Origin of the sequence: Nonomuraea pusilla, from assembly GCF_900109355.1 — a bacterium.
Classification (GTDB): domain Bacteria; phylum Actinomycetota; class Actinomycetes; order Streptosporangiales; family Streptosporangiaceae; genus Nonomuraea; species Nonomuraea pusilla.
This window is the reverse complement of record NZ_FOBF01000002.1, coordinates 336,426-355,382: the sequence shown is the minus strand read 5'-3', so window position 1 is coordinate 355,382 and position 18,957 is coordinate 336,426. Positions and strand designations below refer to the sequence as shown.

19 protein-coding genes are annotated in these 18,957 nt (G+C 74.4%); 8 read left to right on the top strand and 11 right to left on the bottom strand.

The window, feature by feature from the left end; all coding sequences use genetic code 11:
- Positions 1-49: 49 nt before the first annotated feature.
- Positions 50-490: a hypothetical protein gene (locus BMX74_RS04535; protein ID WP_091098497.1), complete on the bottom strand. Its 441-nt coding sequence runs from the start codon at positions 488-490 to the stop codon at positions 50-52.
- Between the two features lie 139 nt (positions 491-629).
- Positions 630-1,244, bottom strand: coding sequence for a TetR/AcrR family transcriptional regulator (locus BMX74_RS04530; RefSeq protein ID WP_055501750.1), 615 nt, complete (start codon positions 1,242-1,244; stop codon positions 630-632).
- 93 nt (positions 1,245-1,337) lie between these two features.
- On the opposite strand from BMX74_RS04530, the gene BMX74_RS04525 reads away from it, so the two are divergent.
- The gene (locus BMX74_RS04525) at positions 1,338-1,745 is read left to right on the top strand and encodes a nuclear transport factor 2 family protein (RefSeq protein ID WP_236714583.1); all 408 of its coding nucleotides are present in this window, start codon (positions 1,338-1,340) and stop codon (positions 1,743-1,745) included.
- A gap of 15 nt (positions 1,746-1,760) precedes the next feature.
- On the opposite strand, the gene BMX74_RS04520 is transcribed toward BMX74_RS04525, so the two are convergent.
- A complete protein-coding gene (locus BMX74_RS04520; RefSeq protein WP_055501749.1) occupies positions 1,761-2,483 on the bottom strand; it encodes a phytanoyl-CoA dioxygenase family protein in 723 nt (240 codons plus the stop codon).
- Positions 2,484-2,539: 56 nt separating this feature from the next.
- Positions 2,540-3,493 carry a radical SAM protein gene (locus BMX74_RS04515; protein WP_091098494.1) on the bottom strand — a complete coding sequence of 318 codons (954 nt, stop codon included), beginning with the start codon at positions 3,491-3,493 and terminating at the stop codon, positions 2,540-2,542.
- Between the two features lie 108 nt (positions 3,494-3,601).
- Between BMX74_RS04515 and BMX74_RS04510 the strand changes: the two genes are divergently transcribed.
- From BMX74_RS04510 to BMX74_RS46460, 3 genes are read left to right on the top strand one after another with little or no spacing between them, the layout of a single operon-like run.
- On the top strand, positions 3,602-3,925 hold the full coding sequence (locus BMX74_RS04510) for a DMT family transporter (RefSeq protein WP_055501748.1): 324 nt from the start codon (positions 3,602-3,604) through the stop codon (positions 3,923-3,925).
- Positions 3,922-4,506: a TetR/AcrR family transcriptional regulator gene (locus BMX74_RS04505; protein ID WP_055501747.1), complete on the top strand. Its 585-nt coding sequence runs from the start codon at positions 3,922-3,924 to the stop codon at positions 4,504-4,506. The genes BMX74_RS04510 and BMX74_RS04505 overlap by 4 nt, the downstream gene beginning before the upstream one ends.
- Before the next feature lie 22 nt (positions 4,507-4,528).
- On the top strand, positions 4,529-5,404 hold the full coding sequence (locus tag BMX74_RS46460) for a GNAT family N-acetyltransferase (RefSeq protein WP_143078556.1): 876 nt from the start codon (positions 4,529-4,531) through the stop codon (positions 5,402-5,404).
- Here the strand turns inward: BMX74_RS46460 and BMX74_RS04495 are convergent.
- Genes BMX74_RS04495 through BMX74_RS04480 form a run of 4 tightly spaced genes read right to left on the bottom strand, consistent with a single transcriptional unit; the run spans position 5,377 to position 10,874 of the window.
- Positions 5,377-8,253 (bottom strand): FAD-binding and (Fe-S)-binding domain-containing protein, encoded by a 2,877-nt coding sequence (locus BMX74_RS04495; RefSeq protein WP_091098490.1) that lies wholly within the window; start codon positions 8,251-8,253, stop codon positions 5,377-5,379. The two genes, BMX74_RS46460 and BMX74_RS04495, sit on opposite strands and share 28 nt — an antisense overlap.
- Positions 8,250-8,762, bottom strand: a complete 513-nt coding sequence (locus BMX74_RS04490; RefSeq protein ID WP_055503815.1) for an FmdB family zinc ribbon protein — start codon at positions 8,760-8,762, stop codon at positions 8,250-8,252. Before BMX74_RS04490 ends, BMX74_RS04495 begins: the two co-directional genes overlap by 4 nt.
- A gap of 10 nt (positions 8,763-8,772) precedes the next feature.
- Positions 8,773-10,059 carry a hydroxyacid-oxoacid transhydrogenase gene (locus BMX74_RS04485; protein ID WP_091098487.1) on the bottom strand — a complete coding sequence of 429 codons (1,287 nt, stop codon included), beginning with the start codon at positions 10,057-10,059 and terminating at the stop codon, positions 8,773-8,775.
- A gap of 14 nt (positions 10,060-10,073) precedes the next feature.
- Positions 10,074-10,874: an N-acyl homoserine lactonase family protein gene (locus tag BMX74_RS04480; protein WP_218153874.1), complete on the bottom strand. Its 801-nt coding sequence runs from the start codon at positions 10,872-10,874 to the stop codon at positions 10,074-10,076.
- Positions 10,875-10,991: 117 nt separating this feature from the next.
- On the opposite strand from BMX74_RS04480, the gene BMX74_RS04475 reads away from it, so the two are divergent.
- Positions 10,992-11,702 carry a GntR family transcriptional regulator gene (locus tag BMX74_RS04475; RefSeq protein ID WP_055501743.1) on the top strand — a complete coding sequence of 237 codons (711 nt, stop codon included), beginning with the start codon at positions 10,992-10,994 and terminating at the stop codon, positions 11,700-11,702.
- A 141-nt stretch (positions 11,703-11,843) separates the two neighbouring features.
- Here the strand turns inward: BMX74_RS04475 and BMX74_RS42835 are convergent, their stop codons facing one another.
- The 3 genes from BMX74_RS42835 to BMX74_RS43825 form a co-directional block, all read right to left on the bottom strand.
- Positions 11,844-12,029 (bottom strand): hypothetical protein, encoded by a 186-nt coding sequence (locus tag BMX74_RS42835; RefSeq protein ID WP_143078555.1) that lies wholly within the window; start codon positions 12,027-12,029, stop codon positions 11,844-11,846.
- A gap of 30 nt (positions 12,030-12,059) precedes the next feature.
- Positions 12,060-14,636, bottom strand: coding sequence for a class IV lanthionine synthetase LanL (gene lanL, locus BMX74_RS04470; protein WP_091098481.1), 2,577 nt, complete (start codon positions 14,634-14,636; stop codon positions 12,060-12,062).
- A 118-nt stretch (positions 14,637-14,754) separates the two neighbouring features.
- Complete coding sequence (locus BMX74_RS43825; RefSeq protein ID WP_176573283.1) at positions 14,755-14,925, bottom strand: hypothetical protein; 171 nt, start codon at positions 14,923-14,925, stop codon at positions 14,755-14,757.
- A 270-nt stretch (positions 14,926-15,195) separates the two neighbouring features.
- Here BMX74_RS43825 and BMX74_RS04465 point away from each other — a divergent pair, with 270 nt between their 5' ends.
- From BMX74_RS04465 to BMX74_RS04455, 3 genes are all read left to right on the top strand, one after another.
- Positions 15,196-17,184, top strand: a complete 1,989-nt coding sequence (locus BMX74_RS04465) for an ABC transporter ATP-binding protein (RefSeq protein WP_091098479.1) — start codon at positions 15,196-15,198, stop codon at positions 17,182-17,184.
- Between the two features lie 177 nt (positions 17,185-17,361).
- Positions 17,362-18,237, top strand: coding sequence for a MauE/DoxX family redox-associated membrane protein (locus tag BMX74_RS04460; RefSeq protein ID WP_177227221.1), 876 nt, complete (start codon positions 17,362-17,364; stop codon positions 18,235-18,237).
- A gap of 30 nt (positions 18,238-18,267) precedes the next feature.
- Positions 18,268-18,855 (top strand): sugar O-acetyltransferase, encoded by a 588-nt coding sequence (locus tag BMX74_RS04455; protein ID WP_091098474.1) that lies wholly within the window; start codon positions 18,268-18,270, stop codon positions 18,853-18,855.
- Positions 18,856-18,957: the final 102 nt, after the last annotated feature.

Genomic DNA, 18,957 nt, shown 5'->3' with positions numbered 1-18,957 from the left:
GCGCCCCCGCGGCGGGGGTCAGGCGGCCAGGACGTGTCGGCCGCGGAGCCTAGTGGAGATCGCAACCCCTCCAGTACCAGCTGACCCCCTGGAACTTGTTCCACCGCGGCCAGGTGTACGACCTGGTGCCGTCGGGCCCCACCTGCATCCATCCGGTGTCGGGCCGTCCCTTGATCCGGACCTTGAACCAGACGGGCTGGTCGCAGCCGTTGTAGGCGGTGACCTTCTGGGTCGCCCGGCCGACCCGGTGCGAGGCGTGGGCGTACGGGGGCCGCGTCGCACCCGGCATCGCGGCCGCGACGGAGCGGGAACCCGCCGGGGCGGCGGTGCCGGCGTGGGACGCAGCGGAGCCTTGCGAGCGGGCCGGTGCAGCCGTCGCCGCCGTCGCCGCCGATGATCCGAGCAGCGAGACGAGCACTGCGGCGCCGGCGACCGTGAGGGCGCCGAGGTTCTTCCTCGTCATGAGCTTCCTCCTCCTCTTGATGGTCATCGAGGCCTCCTCGCGGGCGAGGTGGTGAAGGAAGTGTGTGGCGGGGCGTGTCGAGGATCGGTTGAGATCGCGTTGAGCAGACCCCGTCACGGGTCGCGGGCGCGAGACCGATCGTGCCGCCCGGGGCGTGGGCGGGCCGTCACCGAGTCGGCGGGAGGCCCGATGCCGGGTCGCTCGCGCCGAGGGCGCGCAGCAGGGTGACGTGCAGGGCCCGCTCGGCCTCCTCCCGCCCGACGAGCCCGGCCGAGACCGCCTCGCTCGCCGCGTGGCCGAGCCTGATCGTCACCGTGACGAGCCAGCCGGGCGGCAGCGTGGCGTCGAACTCCCCTGAGTCCTGGCCGCGCCGGATGACGCGTTCGAGACGCTCGGCCACAGGCGCGTGCAGGTCACGGTCGGCCTGCGGGGTGACGGGCAGGGCGGCGATCCTGGCCATGAGCGCCGGGTGGCGCCCGGCCACGCGGGAGGCGGCCCGCAGCACGCGCGGCAGCGCCCGCGCCGCCGGGCCGTCGTCGGGGTCGGCGGCGTCCATGGCGGCCACGGCCTGCTCGGTGATCCGCTCGACGACGGCGGACAGCAGCCGCTCGCGGGTGGGGAAGTGGGCGTAGACGGTCTGGCGGGTCACGCCGGCCTCGGCCGCGATCGCCTCGACGCTGACGTCGGGGTCGGCGTCGAGGAGCCGGACCGCGGCGTCGAGGATGGCGGCCCTGCTGCGCCGGGCGTCGGCACGCTGGTTCCTGGCCGGGGACGCACTCATCTCTTACACCTTGCCAAAGTTTCGGGGGCATGCAACTCTTACGGACTGTAAGAGATCGTACCGGGAAAGGCCCGGACGCCGAGGGGGAAGCCCGTGAACAGGCTCAGCGACACCGACCCGAGAAAGTTCATCGCCGACTTCGTCATGTCCTTCACCGAGGACCTGCTGCGCGACGACGAGGACCCGGCGGCGGTCGTCGACCGCTACCACACACCGGAGATCGTCCAGATCGCCGACGGGCACCGGATCGACCGCGACAAGCTCATCGCGCACACCCGCCCGGTGCGCAAGAACCGCCCCACCTGCCGGGTCGAGGTGCACGAGGCGCTGGCCGACGGGGACGCCCTCGCCGCCCGGTACACCCTGCACACCCGCATGCGGGGCAAGGACCTGTCCATCGAGGCGCACTTCTTCGGACACTTCGCCGAGGACGGGCGGATGCGCCGGGCGCACATCCTGACCCGCACCCTGCCCGCCCGGGAGGCCGCCCCCACCGCCTGACCCCCGCCAAGGCGGTCAGGCGACGGCGCGCGACAGGACGCTCGGGCCGCCCGGGGCGAGGGGCCCGGCCAGCATCACCGGGGCCTGCGACATGAAGCGCGGCTCGGCGCCCAGGTGCTCCTGCGCGGCGTGGACGGTGAACGGGTGCAGCAGGTACGCATCGCCCGGCACCCCGGTGGCCGTCACCTGCGGACGGTGCGCGCTGGCCGCGTCGACCAGCGGCCCCGCGGCCATCGGGTCGAGCACCTCCTCGCCCAGCAGCGCGGCCACGTCCCGGTGCGAACCGGCCCGCACCCGGGTGGGCGCGTCGTGCTCGCCCACGTCCGACAGCAGCACCAGCAGCAGGAGCGTGTGCGGGCGGCCGCTGACGCCCCACGAGCCGTCGGCGCGAGGGGTGTTGGCGTCGATGTGCCAGCCGCGGTCGTCGGCGGGCGCCACCCGGGGGAAGCGGACCGGCATGTTGCCCAGGCTGCCCCGGGGCAGCCAGCCGCCCGGCCCGGCCACCAGGTCCAGCGCCTCGCCCAGCCGCTCCGACCACGCGATCTGCCCGAACGGGCCCTCGCCCGTCAGGTCGGACGTCCACACGACCGGCTGCCTCCACCCGGACGGGTCGTCGGGCGACAGGCCGATGCGCTCCCACAACAGGGCGCGGGCCGCGTCGCCCACCTCCCGCGGCACCACGGCCTCGACCTTGGCGAAGCCTTCGGCGGCGAAACGGTCGACATCGATGATCGGCATACCCGGCACGCTAACAGCGCCGTCCACCGATTTTCCGGCCCGGCCCCGCGCCGAGGTCAGACCAGGGACAGCTGCGGGAAGCGCGGGCGGCGCACCGGAGGCGGCGGAGCGCCGCAGGGCAGGCCGTACACCTGGCACAGCTGCGCGATCTGCCCGGTGATGCGCTGCTCGTAGCCGGGGGAGGGCAGGCCCGCCCGGTCGTACAGCTCCTCGTAGCGGGCCACCAGGTGCGGATGGGCCTCGGCCAGCCAGCCGAGGTACCACTCGCGCGTGCCCGGCGGCAGCCGCAGCACCACCGGCTCCACCCCCCGCGCCCCCGCGCCGGCGATGCGCCGCACGGTCGCGGCGAGCTGGTCGGCGGCGTCGCTGAGCAGCGGCAGCACGGGCGCCATCAGCACCCGGCAGTCGACCCCCGCCTCCACCAGGGCCGAGACCAGCTCGAGGCGGGACTGCGCGCCGCCCGCGCCGGGCTCGACGGCGCGCCTGATGCGCTCGTCGACGAACGCGATGGACACCGCCACCTGCGCGCCCGCCTCGGCCAGCAGCGCGGCGTCGCGCAGCACCAGCGGGCTCCTGGTGTAGACGGTGAAGGGCACCGCGGCCTCGCCCAGCGCCGCGATCAGGCCGGGCATCAGCGTGTAGACGCGTTCGGCCGGCTGGTAGCAGTCGCCGCTGACGCCGACCGCCAGCGGCTCGCCGCCCCAGCGGGCCAGCTCGGCGCGCAGCCGGGACACCGCGTTGGCCTTGACCACCACCCGGGTGTCGAAGTCGCGCCCGGCGTCGAGGCCGAGCCTGCGGTGACCGGAGCGGGCGCCGCAGCCGCGGCAGGCGTGGGCGCAGCCGCGGTAGGGGGACAGGGCCCAGGACTGGGCGATGCCGGCCGTCTCGGGCACCCGCTCGATCACGGCGCGGGCCTGGGTCTCGTAGAACCCGTCGCGCACGACGGCCCGCCGCTCGATCGGCGGACGCTCGTCGACGGCGTCGACCAGCGAAAGCGCGTCCCAACCCACGCCCTCCAGTGGAACACGTTTTCGACTCGCTTTTCAAGCGGATCAGCCACACCCGGCGGCGCTAAACTAGGACACCTGTACCACTATTTACCCGTTCGGGGGTATGCCATGGCCTGGATCCTGCTCGCATTCGCCATCGCCTCGGAAGTCCTGGCCACCTCCGCGCTCAAACTCAGCAACGGCCTGACCCACCTCGGCTGGAGCGTCGTCGTCGCCGCCGGCTACCTCGTCTCGTTCGTGCTGCTGGCCCGCGCGCTGAAGCTCCAGCTGGAGATGGGCACCGCCTACGCCGTCTGGTCCGGCGCCGGCACCGCCGCGATCGCGCTCATCGGCGCCGCCTTCATGGGAGAGTCACTGAACCCGGCCAAGATCGGCGGTATCCTCCTGATCATCGGTGGCGTCGTCGTCCTCAACCTCGCAGGTGGCCATTGAACCCCCAGCAGGAGCCCGCGCCGGCCCCCTCCGCCGGCCCGCCCCCGGTCCAGGAGCGCGGCCGCCGCCGCCGCGCCCACCTGCTGGCCGCCGCCGTCGGCCTGCTCGCCGAAGGCGGCTTCGCCGCCGTCACCCACCGCAACGTCGCCCGCCGCGCCCGCCTGCCGCTGGCCGCCACCACCTACTACTTCGCCTCACGCGACCAGCTCCTGGCCGAGGCGTTCGCCCAGCTCGTCGAGGCCGAACTGGCCACCACCCGCGACTGGGTCGCCCGCCACGGCCTGCGCGCCCTGCCCGAACAGGTCGCCGCCGCCGACCGCGCCCGCCAGCTCGGCCTGTGGGAGCTGTACGTCCACGCCGGACGCGACCCCGCGCTGCAGCGCATCGCCCGCCGCTGGACCGACGGCTGCGTCCGCCTCGTCGCCGACGCCCTCACCCTGCCCGAGACCGACCCGCGCGCCCGCCTCGTCTACACCACCCTGTCGGCCCTGTGGCTGGAGCACGTCGTCGAGCAGCGCCCCCTCGCCGACGCCCGCGCCCTGCTCGACGCCGCCGTCGAAAACGCTTTGCGGCCCGCCTGACCCCTGCCTACACTTGCGCCCCGTGCTCGAACCCCGCTACCCGATCAGCACCAAGCGGCTCACGCTGCGCCCCTTCACCCCCGACGACCTCGACGCCGTCCACGCCTACGAATCCCTGCCCGAGGTCGCCCGCTACCTCTACTGGGAGCCCCGCGACCGCGACACCGCCCGCGGCTTCCTCGACAAGAAGATCGCCCGCACCGCGCTGCGCGAGGAGGGCGACGCCATCGACCTGGCCATCACGCTCACCGCCACCGGCGAGGTGATCGGCAACACCCTGCTCGCCTGGACCAGCCGCCGGCACCGCCAGGGCGAGATCGGCTACGTCCTGCACCCGGCGCACCACCGCCGCGGCTACGCCGCCGAAGCCACCCGCGAGATGCTGCGCCTGGGCTTCGAGCAGCTCGGCCTGCACCGCATCGTCGGCAGGCTCGACGCCCGCAACACCGCCTCCGCCAGCGTGCTGCGCAAGCTCGGCATGCGCCAGGAGGCCCACCTCGTCGAGAACGAGGTCGTCAAGGGCGAGTGGACCAGCGAGATCGTCTACGCCGTGCTCGCCCGCGAATGGCCCGCCGCGCCCGCCCCGGCGAGCGTGCTGCACCTGGCGCTGCGCTCCGACTGGGAGGCCGCCCGCCCGGCCGGCGAGTACCGCGTCTCCACCCTCGGCCGCACCCTGGAGCAGGAGGGCTTCATCCACTGCAGCCGCGACGCCGCCCAGCTGCGCACCGTCCACGACACCTTCTACACGGCCGTGACCGAGCCGCTGGTCGTCCTGCACATCGACACCACCGGCCTGGACGTGCGCGTGGAAGGCGGCTTCCCCCACCTGTACGGGCCGCTGCCCGCCGGCGCGGTCACCGCCGTCCACCCCTACCCGCCGGAGCCCGGCACCGCCTGAGCCCGCCCCGCCAGCAGCTCGGCCAGGTGGAAGGCGCGTACGTGCGCGAGCTGGTCGAGCTGCGTCCTGCAGGAGAACCCGTCGGCCAGCAGCACCGTGCCCGGCGCGGCCCGGCGCACCGCGGGCAGCAGCTGCGTCTCGGCCACCGCCACCGACACCTCGTAGTGGCCGCGTTCCATGCCGAAGTTCCCGGCCAGCCCGCAGCAGCCGCCCACGGCGCTCACCTGCGCGCCCGCCCGCGCCAGCAGCGCGCGGTCGGCCTCCCAGCCCATCACGGCGTGGTGGTGGCAGTGCGGCTGGGCCAGCACCCGCACGCCCGACAGGTCCGGCGGCCGCCAGCCGGGCAGCTCGCCGAGGAACTCCGCCAGCGTCCGCACCGCCCCCGCCACCACCGCCACGTCATCTCCACCGGCACCCTCACCTTCACCGGCACCGGCACTGTCGCTGCCGAGCAGGTCGGCGGCGTCGGAGCGCAGCACCGCCGTGCACGACGGCTCCAGCGCCACGATCGGCGTCCCGGCGCGCGCGTGCCCCGCCAGCGCCGCCACCGTGCGCCGCAGCAGCCGCCCGGCGGCGTCCAGCTGGCCGGTGGAGATCAGCGTCAGCCCGCAGCACTGGCTGTCACGCTGCACCGCCACCTCGCACCCGGCCCGCGTCAGCACCCGCACCGCGGCCTCGGCCACCTGCGGGGCGAAGTGGTCGGTGAAGGTGTCCACCCACAGCAGCACCCGCCGCCCGCCGGCTCCCGCCGTCCCGCCCGGCCGGCCCGCCCGCGCGGGACGCAGGCGGCGGAAGCGCCGCCCGGCGAAGGCCGGCAGCGGCCGCCGCGCGTCGATCCCGCCGGCCCGCTTGGCCAGCGCCGCCACCGGCCCCACCCGCAGCACCGCGTTGACCGCGGCAGGCGCCAGCGACGCCAGCCGCGCCCAGCGCGGCAGCCAGCCCAGGCTGTAGTGCACCGCCGGCCGCAGCCGGCCCCGGTAGCTCTGGTGCAGCACCTCCGCCTTGTACGTCGCCATGTCCACCCCGGTCGGGCAGTCCGACACGCACCCCTTGCACGACAGGCACAGATCCAGCACCTCCCGCACCTCCGGCGCGCGCAACCCGCCCGGCAGCCTGCCCGCCACCGCCTCCTGCAGCACCCTGGCCCGGCCCCGCGTCGAGTCCTTCTCGTCCCGCGTCGCCTGGTACGACGGGCACATCACCGCCCCGGGACCGGCCGCGTGGGAACGGCACTTGCCCACCCCGGTGCAGCGGTGCACCGCCGCGGACAGGTCGCCGCCGTCGTGCGGGTAGCGCAGGGCCAGCCCGCTCGCGCGCGGGGGCGGCGGCTGCAGCCGCAGCGCCTCATCCAGCGGGGCGGGACGCACGATCACGCCCGGGTTCAGCACCTCACCGGAATCGAAGACCGCCTTGACCTGCGCGAACGCCTCCAACGCGGCGGGGGAGTACATCAGCGGCAGCAGCTCGCCCCTGGCCCGGCCGTCGCCGTGCTCGCCCGACATCGACCCGCCGTGCTCGGCCACCAGGCGCGCGGCGTCGGTCAGGAACGACCGGAACACCGCCGCGCCGTCGGCCCTGCCGAACGGGAAGTCGATGCGCACGTGGACGCAGCCGTCGCCGAAGTGCCCGTACGGCAGGCCGGTCAGCCCGTACCCGGCCATCAGCTCCTCGAAGACCCGCAGGTAGGCGCCGAGCCCCTCGGGCGGCACCGCGGCGTCCTCCCACCCGGCGTGCGCGGGCGCTCCGGCAGGGGTGCGGGCGGACAGGCCGGCGCCGTCCTCACGGATGCGCCACACGGCGGCGGCCTGCGCGGCGTCGGCGACCAGCAGGCTGTCCAGCGCGCCGGACCCGGCGACCAGCGCGCGGGCGGCGGCCCCGGCCTCGGCGGGGGAGGAGCCGCCCAGCTCCGCGAGCAGCCACCCCCGGCCGCCCGGCAGCGGCGGCACGGCGTGGTCGCCGCGGCGGCGGCGCACCGCCTCGACGATGCGCGCGTCGATCCCCTCCAGCGCGACCGGCCGGTGCGGCAGCAGCGCCGGCACCGCGTCGGCGGCGGCGGCCATGTCGGGGTAGCCGAGCACGGCGAGCACCGTGTGGGCGGGGGCGCGCACCAGCCGCACCTTCGCGCCCAGCAGCACCCCCCACGTGCCCTCGCTGCCTGCGAACGCCCTGGCCACGTCGAAGCCGTTCTCGGGCAGCAGGTGCTCCAGCGAGTAGCCGGAGATCTGCCGGGAGAAGCGGCCCATCTCGGTGCGGATGACGGCCAGGTTGCGCCCCACGACCTCCCGCAGGGCGCGCAGCGCCGGCGACGAGCCCGCCGCGTCGGTGGACAGGCGCTCGCCGCCGCCGGTCAGCACGTCCAGGGCCAGCAGGTTGTCGGCGGTGCGGCCGTAGGCCAGGGCGCGCGAGCCGCACGCGTTGTTGCCGATCATCCCGCCGAGGGTGCACCTGCTGTGGGTGGACGGGTCCGGGCCGAAGCGCAGCCCGTACGGGGCGGCGCGGCGCTGCAGGTCGTCCAGCACCACGCCGGGCTCGACGGTGGCCGTACCCTCCTGCGGGTCGAACGCGGTGATGCGGCCCATGTGGCGGGAGAAGTCCAGGACGAGGCCGGGGCCGACCGCGTTGCCCGCGATGGAGGTGCCGCCGCCGCGCGCGGTCAGCGGCACGCCCTCGGCCGCGCACCAGGCCAGCGCGGCGGCCACCTCGTCGGCGTGGCGGGGGAAGGCCACCGCCAGCGGCGGCACCCGGTACAGCGAGGCGTCGGAGGAGTACTCGGCGCGGCGCCGGGAGGAGGCGTCGACGTCGGCGACGCCGGCCCGGCGCAGCGCCTCGGCGAGGTCGGCGGGGTTCAGGAGGAGTCCCCTTCCCGGCCCGCGGCGGGAGCCCCGGCCACCCCGCCGTGCCCCTGCCCGTGAGTGTGCCCGTGACCGTGCCCGTGAGTGTGCCCGTGACCGTGCCCATGGGTGTGACCGTGAGTGTGCCCGTAGGTGTGGCCGCCGCCCAGGGGCAGCGGGTCGCCCGCCCGCAGCGGCGCCGCCTCGAACCGGCCCTCGTGCGCCAGCACCGGCCTGCGGTCACCCGCCAGCTCCGGGTTGCGCTCCTCCAGCGCCCGCCGCGACTCGGCCGCGCGCCGCAGCCCCGTCACGTACTCGCGGTCGGCCCCGTACGTCCCCCGCCACGTCTGCGGCATCAGCTCCGGCGGCGGCGGCAGCGCCCCCGACGCCCGCCCCCCGAAGCCGAACGTCGAAGGCACCTTGCCCGTCTCCGCCCCGCACTCCCGGCAGGCGGGAAGCGGCGCGGTGAACGACTGGATCACCTCGAAGCGGTGCCCGCGCACGCAACGCAACTCGTAGATCGCCATCCTCAGCACCTCACCACAACGCGATCGAACGGGTCAGAATGGCCGCCACGTCCTCCTCGCCGACCGGGCGAGGAGCGGTGGCCAGCAGCCGCTGCTGCTTCATCGCGCCCTCGACCAGCGCGGGCACGTCCTGCTCGCCGTAGCCGACGCCGCCGATGCCGTTCGGGATGCCGATGTCGCGCATCAGCGCCCGCAGCACCGACGGCAGGTGGCCGGCCAGGTCGGAGGGCCGCTCGGCGTCCGGGGCGAGCAGCTCGGCCGCGCGCAGGTGCCGGCCGGGGTCGGCCTCGAAGGTGAACCTGAACGCCTCCGGCGCCGACAGCGCCACCGCCATGCCGTGCGGCACCATCGGCTCGTCCTTCGGGTAGCCGTCCGGGTGGAAGTCGCGCACCCGTCCGGCGATGGGGTAGGCGTTGGCGTGCGGGATGTGCACGCCGGCGTTGCCGAAGCCCAGCCCGGCGAACGTCGCCGCCATCGCCATCCGGCCCCTGGCCTCGGCGTCGCCGCCGTCGCGCACCGCGGCGCGCAGCGACCGCGCCAGCAGCCGCAGCGCCTGCTCGGCCCACATGTCGGCCACCGGGTTGGCCCCGCAGTACGGCACCCGCTCCTGCGGCTTCTTGCGCTCGTAGGAGGTGTAGGGGCGGGCGGTGTAGCTCTCCAGGGCGTGGCACAGGATGTCCATGCCGGCGGCGGCGGTCACCCCGGCCGGCTGGGTCATCGTCAGCTCCGGGTCGACCACGGCGAGCACCGGCCGCAGCCTGGCATGGCTGATGCCGGTCTTGACCTTCAGCTCCAGCACGTCCAGCACGCAGATCGTGGTCGACTCCGAGCCGGTGCCGGTGGTGGTCGGCACCGCGACCAGCGGCTTGAGCGGCTCGGACGGGGCGCGTCCGCCGCCGACCGGCACGTTGATGTAGTCCATCAGCGTGCCCGGGTTGGTGGTCAGCAGGTTGACGGCCTTGGCGGTATCGATGGCCGAGCCGCCGCCGACGGCGACGAAGGCGTCCCACGGGCCGCTCGCCCGCGCGTGCTCGATCGCCGCCTGAAGGCTCGCGTCGGTCGGCTCGACGTGCACGCCGTCGTAGACGTGCGCCTCGATCCCGTAGCCGGCGATCTGCTCGGCGATCCTGGCCGGGGAGCCGGTGGCGGCCACGCGGGCGTCGGTGACGACCAGGACGCGGCGGACGCCGTACTGGCCGAGGTCGAAGCCGATCTCGGCGGAGGCGCCGGTGCCGAACTTCAGCGCCGGGGCGCCGTAGGTGAAGACGGACTCGGGGTTGCTGGGCGCGGTGAACACTCGATCGTCCTTTGCTACTGGTAGAAGCCGTCGGGGGCGGTGCGCAGGGAGCGCAGCTGCTCGGCGTCGTGCCCGAAGATCACCGTCGCGTCGGAGCGCTCGGCGATGGAGCGGATCTTCTCCACGGAGGCGTACCAGGCGGTCAGGTCGTTGACGATGGCCGCCGGGGTGGCCGGCGGGCCGTAGGAGTCGCCCATGTAGACGGCGTCCGAGGTGAAGATCATGGTTCCGGTCTCGGGCAGGTCCACCTTCATGGCCATGGTGCCCACGGTGTGGCCGGGCGCCTCGATGAGGGTCACGCCGGGCAGGATCTCGGTGTCGCCGGAGACCGTCTGGAAGTCCAGGCCCTCGTAGTCGGCCTTCAGGTGCGCGCCGTCGAAGGCGCCCTCGTAGCCGAAGGCGAACTCCTTCTCCTTGTCGTTGCACACCAGGCGGGCCCCGGTGCCGGCGAACATGCGCACGTTGCCGGCGTGGTCGAAGTGCAGGTGCGACAGCACCACGTAGTCGAGGCTGTCGGGGCTGACGCCGAGCCGTCCGAGCTGGGCGTCGAGGTACTGCTCGTCGGAGACCTGGTCGTAGGGGAAGAACTCCTGCAGCCCGGTGGGGATCCAGCGGGTCTCCCAGTCGCGCGGGCAGCTGGTGTCCCACAGCAGCGATCCCTCGTCGGTCTCGACGAGGACGGCGTGGGTGGTGCACGGGTACCACTCGACCGGGCGGTCGCGCTCGGCCCTCGGCCTGATGGTGCGTCCGGGCTTGAGCAGCAGCCAGGTCAGGTCGCAGCTCATCGCCCCGCAGTCGAGTACGTGGAGTTTCACGGGCGTTCCCCCATCCAGAACGGCGGATTACCGGAATGTAGCATGCTGCATGCTAACCATCGATATGTCGGTTTGAGTAGGCTTCAGGCGGAAGAATCGCGAGGCGAAAGGGCCACGGTGCAAGCGGTCGACGGCACGTCCACCCTGACGGATCAGGTCTTCGAGTCCGTCCGCAAGGCCATCCACTCCGGCGAGCTGCGCCCAGGACAGCTCTACTCCGTCTACCAGCTCGCCGCCGAGCTCAAGGTCTCACGCACCCCCGTACGCGAGGCCATGCTGCGCCTGGCCGAGGCCGGGCTCGTCCGCTTCGAGCGCAGCCGCGGCTTCCGCGTCCTGCGCAGCGACCCCAAGGAGATCGCCGAGGTCTTCCACCTGCGGCTGCTGCTGGAGGTGCCCGCCGCCCGGCTGGCCGCCCACCGCCGCGACCCCGCCCTGCTGCAGGCCATGCGCGCCGAACTGGAGGAGATGCGCGAGGCCGCGGCCGCCCACGACGAGCCGCGCTTCATGCGCCACGACGCCGCCTTCCACCGCCTGCTGCTGCAGGGCGGGCACAACGGCAAGCTCGTCGGCATCGTCGACAACCTGCGCGACGCCACCATCACCCTCGGCGCCTCCACCGTCGACCGCTCACGCTCCCTGCCCGACATCGCCCGCGAGCACGAGCCCATCCTCGCGGCCCTGGAGGCCGGCGACGCCGAGGCCGTGGCCGCCGCCATGCGCACGCACATCGGCCACACCGGCGAGCTGCTGCTCGCCCAGGCCGCCGCCGCCAACGGCGTACCCGTCGACCCCGACGACCTGGCCCTCATCCGCGCCACCTCCGCCTGACACCCTCCGCCTGACACCCTCCGCCGGCGCCCGGCGGACACGCCTGCCGGGCCCCTTCCGCCTGCCCGCGCACCCTTGTCGCCCTGTCGGCTCCTTCGACGCCTTCAAGGCCCCCCTGCACTACCGCAACGTCCGCCCCGACTACGTCGAGCGGCTGTGGGACCTGGTCGACAGGGCCGACGTCGCCGCCCGCCACACCGCCGCCACCTCCACCTGACCCAGCACGCGGGACGAGCCGCCCGACCCGGCGCCCGCCCGCCGGCCTTCCTCGACAAGACGGTCCACCCGGCAGGCGGGCACCGCCCCCGGCCTCATCCCGGGCCTCACCCCGGCCTCACCCCGGGCCTCACCCCGGCCTCACCCGGGCAGCCGCCAGGACGCCGTCCACAGCCGCTCGCCCGACCGCTGATCCAGCCGCCGCAGGAACGACAGCACCCCCGACGCCCCCGTCGCCCACGTGAACCCCGCCTTGTCCAGGTCGTTGCCCGGGAAGACCGGCGCGTCCGGCTCCCCGCCGCCCCGCACCAGCATCAGCACCGCGACCTCCTCGGCCCCCCGCCAGTAGAACTCGTCGCCCGTCAGCAACGCCAGATCGATCAGGCACTCGCCGATCCCCGCCAGACCGCAGCACTGCGACACCACCCACGCCTGCGGCGCCAGCGCCAGGCACGCCCGCGCCCCCCGCTCGGCCAGCTCCACGTAGCGGTCCTCACCCAGCGCCCGCCCGGCGTGCGCCAGCGCCCCCGCGACACCCGACATCCCCTGGCACCACGACGCCCCCATCGGCCTGGCCGCGGGCCCCGCCAGCTCCTCCAGCAGCACCCCGGCCACCTCCGCCAGCTCCGCGAACCGCCCGGCCGCCGCCCGCCCCACCCGCTCGTCACCCGTCGCCTCCCACAGCGACAGCAGGAAGTCCCCGCAACCCGCCGCGCCGTGCGCGAACGCCGACTCCACCGCCACACCCGTGCCCGGCTGCGCCGGCGCCACCGCGTCCCGCGACTGGCTCACCTCGCCCGCCATCAGCAGCCGGCCGCACTCGGCCGCCACCTCCACGTGGCGCGGGTCCCGCTCCAGCGCCGCCAGCGCCAGATGGCCCGCGCCGATGCCCGCCACCCCGTGCGCCTGGTCGGCACGCTGATCGCCGCCCAGCTCGACCGGCAGCGCCCGCTCCAGCTCCGGTGCCCCCGACGACCGGGCCGCCGCCAGGAACAACGCCGTCCCCGTACGGCCGAAGTACAGCCCCGGCGGCAACACGACAGGCGGCATCACCCGCGCCGTCCACCGCGCCAGATCCACCCCCACCGCCCTGGCCCGCGGATGGTGCAGCAGCTCCATGCCCAGCCCCGCCGAGCCGCCGTACACGTTCGTCACCGGCGGGCTCGACCTGCGCGCCCCCTCCGGAGCCTCCATCAACCCCTCGGCGAAAGTGACGCAGGCCCGCGTCGTGTGCTCCATCACCCGCGACAAAAGCTCCCCGCTCCAGCGCGGCACCGCGATCACCGTACGGTCCCGGCCGTCCAGCCGCCCCGCCCGCAGGTCGTCGGCCGCCCGGCCGCGCTCGGCCGCCTCCAGGCTCATCAGGCGCGGCAGCAGCCCCCGCACCCCGGTCCTGACACCGGGGAACAGCCGCTCCAGGCACATGAGCGTCCGCTCCAGGTTCCGCACCGGATCCGCGTCGATCATGACCGGGTTCATCCCGGCGCAGGCGAAGAACAGCGTCGCCCCCAGCGAGAAGTAGTCGTCGGACGGCTCGGAGTCACGCCCCGAACGCTGGTCCGGCACGCTGTAGCCGCGCGTCCACCCCGGCAGCTGCAGCCCCTCGTACCGGCTGTTGCCGAAGTCGATCAGCGTGCACCGGCCGTCCTCACCGATCACCACGTTCTTCGGCGACAGATCCCTGACCACCACGCCCCGCCCGTGCACCGCGTCCAGCACCGCCAGCAGCCGCCCGGCCAGCGCGGCCAGGTCCCGCTCGCCGCCGCCGTCGGTGAACAGGCCCCGCTCGCCCACGAACCTGTTCAGGTCCAGGCTGCCGGCGTCCGTCATCACCAGGAACTCGTCGTCGCCGTGCCGGAAGTGGTCCAGCGGGCGCGGCACCCCCTCCACGCCGCGCAGCGCCTTCAGCACCCGCAGCTCGTTACGCAGGTACATGCGCAGATCCCAGCCCTGCGGGTTCTCCCCGACGTAGGCGCGCGCCTCCTTGACGACGACCGGCCGGCCCGAGGGGTCGGCGGCGCGGTAGACGTTGCCGCGCGGGCCGCGCACCACCCCGGAGGTGACCCGGTACCGGTTGCCGATCAGCCGCGCCGGCGCCGTCTCGCTCGCAGGTTCCCTCGCCTGCCGGGCCGCGCCGGCGGCGGGCGGGCGGAACGGGTCGGACGCCCACGGCGGGCACGAGAACTCCGGCCCCGCCGCGCCCGGCAGCCGCTCACCGTCCGGCCCCACCACGACCAGCTCGAAATCGCCGTTGTCGTCCACCCGGTACTGCGGCGCGAACGGCGCGTACCGGTAGTACACCGGCGCGTCCTGGCGCACCCGCCGGTCGCTCACGATCCGCGGCCCCGCCATCCCGGCCAGCGCGTCCGCCAGCGCGTGCCCCAGCGCCACCACCCGGTCCTGCGCCGGATAGGCGGTGATCGCCTTGCCCACCGCGCCCGCGTCCACGTCGCCGGAGTTCAGCTCCCTGAGCGTCTCGGCCGAACGCGCCACCTTGAAGTCGCAACCGTGCTCCAGCAGCACCGGCAGCGCCCGCTCGATCGTCTCGCCCAGCGTGCCGGGACGCGCCGAGACGTGCAGCTTCCACCCCTGCGCCGGAATGCCGCCGGAAGGGGAGTGCACGCTCACCCACGTGTCGTCCTCATAAACATCACGCCCATGCTCGGCAGCGAATCCGGTAAGAATTTCCAGCACATCGACGGCGACAGACGCGGCCATACTCTCCACTCCGGTGACAGACTCCACTGAAAACGTCGGGAAAAACCCGCCGGATTATCCGGCCACGCGGAAGCGGCGGCCCCGCGAAATCGCGGAACCGCACGCCGTCATTTCCGGGTCAGACGATGGAAGGGCAGCAGGGGAAGCTGCTGCACACCGTCCGCTTGCAGGTGTTCGCGCAGGCCTGCGGGCCGTGCAGCAGCTTGGCGAGCTCGCCGTCGAAGTCGACGTCGAAGTCCTCGAACTCGAGGACGCCCGCGTCGCGGGGCTCCAGCGCCAGTACCGACATGAGGGCTCCTTTCTTTGGCCGCGGTGAACGGCCGGGATGGGTCCCACACCCGGGAAAAACATCGGATAGACGCAATTACCCGGGCCATGACCGCGACCCACAATGCCGGGTCACGGCCAAACTCTGGCATTATGGGCACACCCCGGCAGGCCTGTCCACAGGCAACCCGCCACCCGCCCCGTACCCGCCGGAGCCCCTTTCCAGGCACCTTTACACGCCAGATGACTTCACCTACATTGGCCGGGTGGTCCGCCGGAGAACGCAGCTCGGATGAAACTTTGGGGGACGTGGCGACACACGGCCACGAGCACCGAACCGCACCAGAAACCCGACGACGAACCCGACGACAGACGCGACACCGCCCCGGACGACAGGTCCGGCCTGGAGACGGCCTACTGGGAGACCCACGACGAGGAACTCCTCAACGCCGGCCTGGCCGCCATCGCCCGCCGCCTGCCCTTCCTCGTCGCCTCCGCCCTGCGCCTGGCCTGGCAGGCCGGCCGCCGCGACACCGCCGTCGCCCTCGCCGGCAACGTCCTGGCCGGAGCGTTCACCGTCTACGGCTTCGTCGCCACCTCCGACGTCCTGACCTCCCTGTTCGCCGGCGGCCCGACCCCCGGACGCGTCCGCGACGCCCTGCCCTCCCTGGCCCTCCTCGCGGCCGCCGCCACCCTGCGCGGCGCCCTCCTGACCGCCGCCACCTGGGCCCAGGCCCGCCTCAAACCCCAGGTCGAACGCCTCGCCGAAACCCGCCTGCTCGACCTGACCACCCGCGTCGACCTGGCCGCCTTCGACGACGACGACTTCCACAACGCCATGCGCCGCGCCCGCGACAGCGGAGTCCCCGACACCGCCACCGTCGTCGAGACCACCATCGCCGCCCTCACCGCCACCGTCGGCGTCGCCTCCGCCACCGCCGCACTCGGCCTGCTCCACCCCCTGCTGATGCCGCTGCTGCTCCTCACCGCCCTGCCCGCCGGATGGGCCGCCGTCCGCGCCGGCAAACTCGGCTACCAGGCCTTCTACCGCCTGTCAGCCGCGCGGCGCCGCAAGTTCATGCTGTCCGACCTCATGGCCGAACGGCAGCCCGCCGCCGAGGTCCGAGCCTTCGACCTGCGCGACTTCCTGCTCGCCGAATACGCCAAGGTCGCCGCCCTCGAACAGCGCGTCCAACTCGACGTCGCCCGCCGCCGCACCGCCGTCAAGGCCGGCGGCGACCTGCTCACCGGCGCCGCCACCCTCGGCGTCTACGCGGCGCTCGCCGCGCTGCTGGCCGCCGGCGTCATCCCGCTCGCCGTCGCCGGCACCGCCGTCCTGGCCATCCGCACCGGCCAGACCTCCCTGGCCGGCCTCGTCCAGACCCTCAACCGCCTGTACGAGGCCGGACTGTACTTCGGCGACTACCTCACCTTCCACGCCCTGGCCACCACCCGCACCACACCCACCGCGCAAGCACCCACCGGCACAGGCGTCACACCTGCGGCCCCGGCCCGGCTCGCCCGCCTCACCGCCGACCACGTCACCTTCACCTACCCCGGCGCCGACCGCCCCGCCCTGCGCGAGGCCGCCGTCACCGTCGCCCGAGGAGAGGTCATCGCCCTGGTCGGCGAGAACGGCTCCGGCAAGACCACCCTGGCCAAACTCCTCGCCGGCCTGTACCACCCGCAGTCCGGCGCCATCCGCTGGAACGGCGCCGACATCACCCGCCTCGACCTGCGCGGCCTGATCTCCGTCATCGCCCAGGACCACACCCGCTGGCCCCTGACCGTCCGCGAGAACATCCTCATGGGACGCCCCCTCGACCAGGCACGCCTCGCCGAAGCGGCAACCGCCGCAGGCGCCGACGAGGTCGTCGCCACCCTCACCCACGGGTACGACTCCCTCCTCGACCGCCGCTTCCGCGGCGGCCACGACCTGTCGGGCGGGCAGTGGCAGCGCATCGCCGTGGCCCGCGGCTTCTACCGCGACGCCGAACTCGTCATCTTCGACGAACCCACCTCCGCCCTCGACGCCCGCGCCGAACACGCCCTGTTCGAACGCATCCGCAAGCACGCCGACGGCCGCGCCATCGTCCTGATCACCCACCGCCTGGCCAGCGTCCGCTACGCCGACCGCATCTACGTCCTCGACCACGGCCGCGTCACCGAACAGGGCACCCACACCGAACTCATGGCCCTCGGCGGCCTGTACGCCGAGCTGTACGGCCTCCAAGCCGCCGCCTACCGCCTCGACGACCACGCCGACCACCCCCACGGATGACCTCGTGACCACCCACCCACCGCGACAGCGCCGGGCCACCGCCGCCGACGTCCCACCCTGCCCCCGGCCCGCCACCGCACAGCTTCCCGGGCGATGCCGCCCGCCAGAACGCGACCGCGTGACCCGGCCCGCCACCGACGCCCCCCGTCTCCCCGGCCGCGCCCAGGCGGCGGTCGCGTGAACGCCCTCGTCACCGGCGTCCTCGGCTCCGCCCACCTCGCTCTCATCGCCGTGCTGCTGCCCGCCGCCGCCACCAAGGCCCGCGACCCGCGCCGATTCGCCTCCGACATCGCCGGCTACCGCCTGCTGCCCACCCGCCTGACCACTCCCGCCGCCCTGCTGCTGATCGCCGCCGAACTCGCCGCGTCCGCGCTCCTGACCCTCCCCGCCACCCGCAGGACCGGCGCGCTGCTGGCCGGCCTGCTGTTCGCCGCGTTCCTCACCGCCATGGCCACCGTCTCGTACCGCGGCCTGCGCACCCCCTGCGGCTGCTTCGGCGGCTCAGACGCCGTCGGCCCCCGCACACTCCTGCGCACCGGCCTGCTGCTCGCCCTCGCGGCCGCCGCCACCGCCGGGGGAGCGGCCCCGTTCACCGCCGCCCAACTCCTGTACGCGCCGCTCCTGCTGGCCGCCGCCCTCCTGCCGCCCCTGCTCGTCCGCCCCGCGCCGCCCCCGCCTCCAGGGCCCCGCCCCGGCGACCGCTTCACCGTCGCCGACCCCGCCCAGCCCCGTCCGCGCCCCACCCTGTACGCCCTCGTCTCCCCGGGCTGCGGCCTGTGCTCGGCCATGCTGCCCGCCTTCGCCGCCGCCTCCGCCCGCCTGGACGTCGTCCTGGTCAGCGCCGCCCACCCGGACGACGTACACGCCTACCTCGACGACCACGACATCCACCTGCCGCACCTCACCGACCCCCACGTGTTCGACGCCAACGCCATCCCCTGGCCGCCCTACGCCGTCCTGACCGGCCCCGGCGCCACCGTCCTGGCAGCAGGCGGAACCTCCAGCCCCGAGCAACTGGCGCTCCTCCTCGACCAGGCCCCCGCCCCGCACTGACACCCGGCCACACCTCGTACGGTCGAACACATGAGCTCCACCGACCACTTCGCCGGCGACCCACGCACCAACCGCGAACGCATGCTCGCCGGCGACCTCTACATCGCCGACGACCCCGAAAGCGCCCGCATCGCCCAGCAGGCGACGGCGCTCCTGGAGACGTACCGGCTGCAGACCATCGCCGGCGAGCACGAACAGGCCCGCCAGACCCTCACCCGCGCGCTCGGCACCCTCGGCCCCGACGCCTACGTCAAACCCCCGCTGTTCGTGGACTACGGCGAGAACATCCACATCGGCGCCCGCACCTTCATCAACCACAACCTCACCGCCCTCGACGTCGCGACGATCACCATCGGCGAGGACTGCCAGATCGGCCCCGGCGTCCAACTGCTGACCCCCACCCACCCCGTCGAGCCCGGACCGCGCCGCGACAAGCTGGAAGCGGCCGAACCCATCACCATCGGCGACAACGTCTGGCTCGGCGGCGGCGTCATCGTCTGCCCCGGCGTCAGCATCGGCGACAACAGCGTCATCGGCGCCGGCGCCGTCGTCACCCGCGACATCCCGCCGAACGTGGTCGCCGCCGGCAACCCCGCCCGCGTCCAGCGCACCATCTGACACCCCGTCCCCGCCGCAGGGGCGATGACACCGGGGGAGACGCCCCCTCCACGGTCGCGGCGGGGGAGCGGGCGCCCCAGGGAACACCGCGAACGACACGGC

Coding starts and splice junctions, on each gene's coding strand:
- BMX74_RS04530 (WP_055501750.1), bottom strand. CDS start 1,244: ATGAGTGCGTCCCCGGCCAGGAACCAGCGTGCCGACGCCCGGCGCAGC.
- BMX74_RS04535 (WP_091098497.1), bottom strand. CDS start 490: ATGACCATCAAGAGGAGGAGGAAGCTCATGACGAGGAAGAACCTCGGC.
- BMX74_RS43825 (WP_176573283.1), bottom strand. CDS start 14,925: ATGTCGGTACTGGCGCTGGAGCCCCGCGACGCGGGCGTCCTCGAGTTC.
- lanL (WP_091098481.1), bottom strand. CDS start 14,636: ATGGCCGCGTCTGTCGCCGTCGATGTGCTGGAAATTCTTACCGGATTC.
- BMX74_RS04455 (WP_091098474.1), top strand. CDS start 18,268: ATGAGCTCCACCGACCACTTCGCCGGCGACCCACGCACCAACCGCGAA.
- BMX74_RS04510 (WP_055501748.1), top strand. CDS start 3,602: ATGGCCTGGATCCTGCTCGCATTCGCCATCGCCTCGGAAGTCCTGGCC.
- BMX74_RS04490 (WP_055503815.1), bottom strand. CDS start 8,762: ATGGCGATCTACGAGTTGCGTTGCGTGCGCGGGCACCGCTTCGAGGTG.
- BMX74_RS04465 (WP_091098479.1), top strand. CDS start 15,196: ATGAAACTTTGGGGGACGTGGCGACACACGGCCACGAGCACCGAACCG.
- BMX74_RS04520 (WP_055501749.1), bottom strand. CDS start 2,483: ATGCCGATCATCGATGTCGACCGTTTCGCCGCCGAAGGCTTCGCCAAG.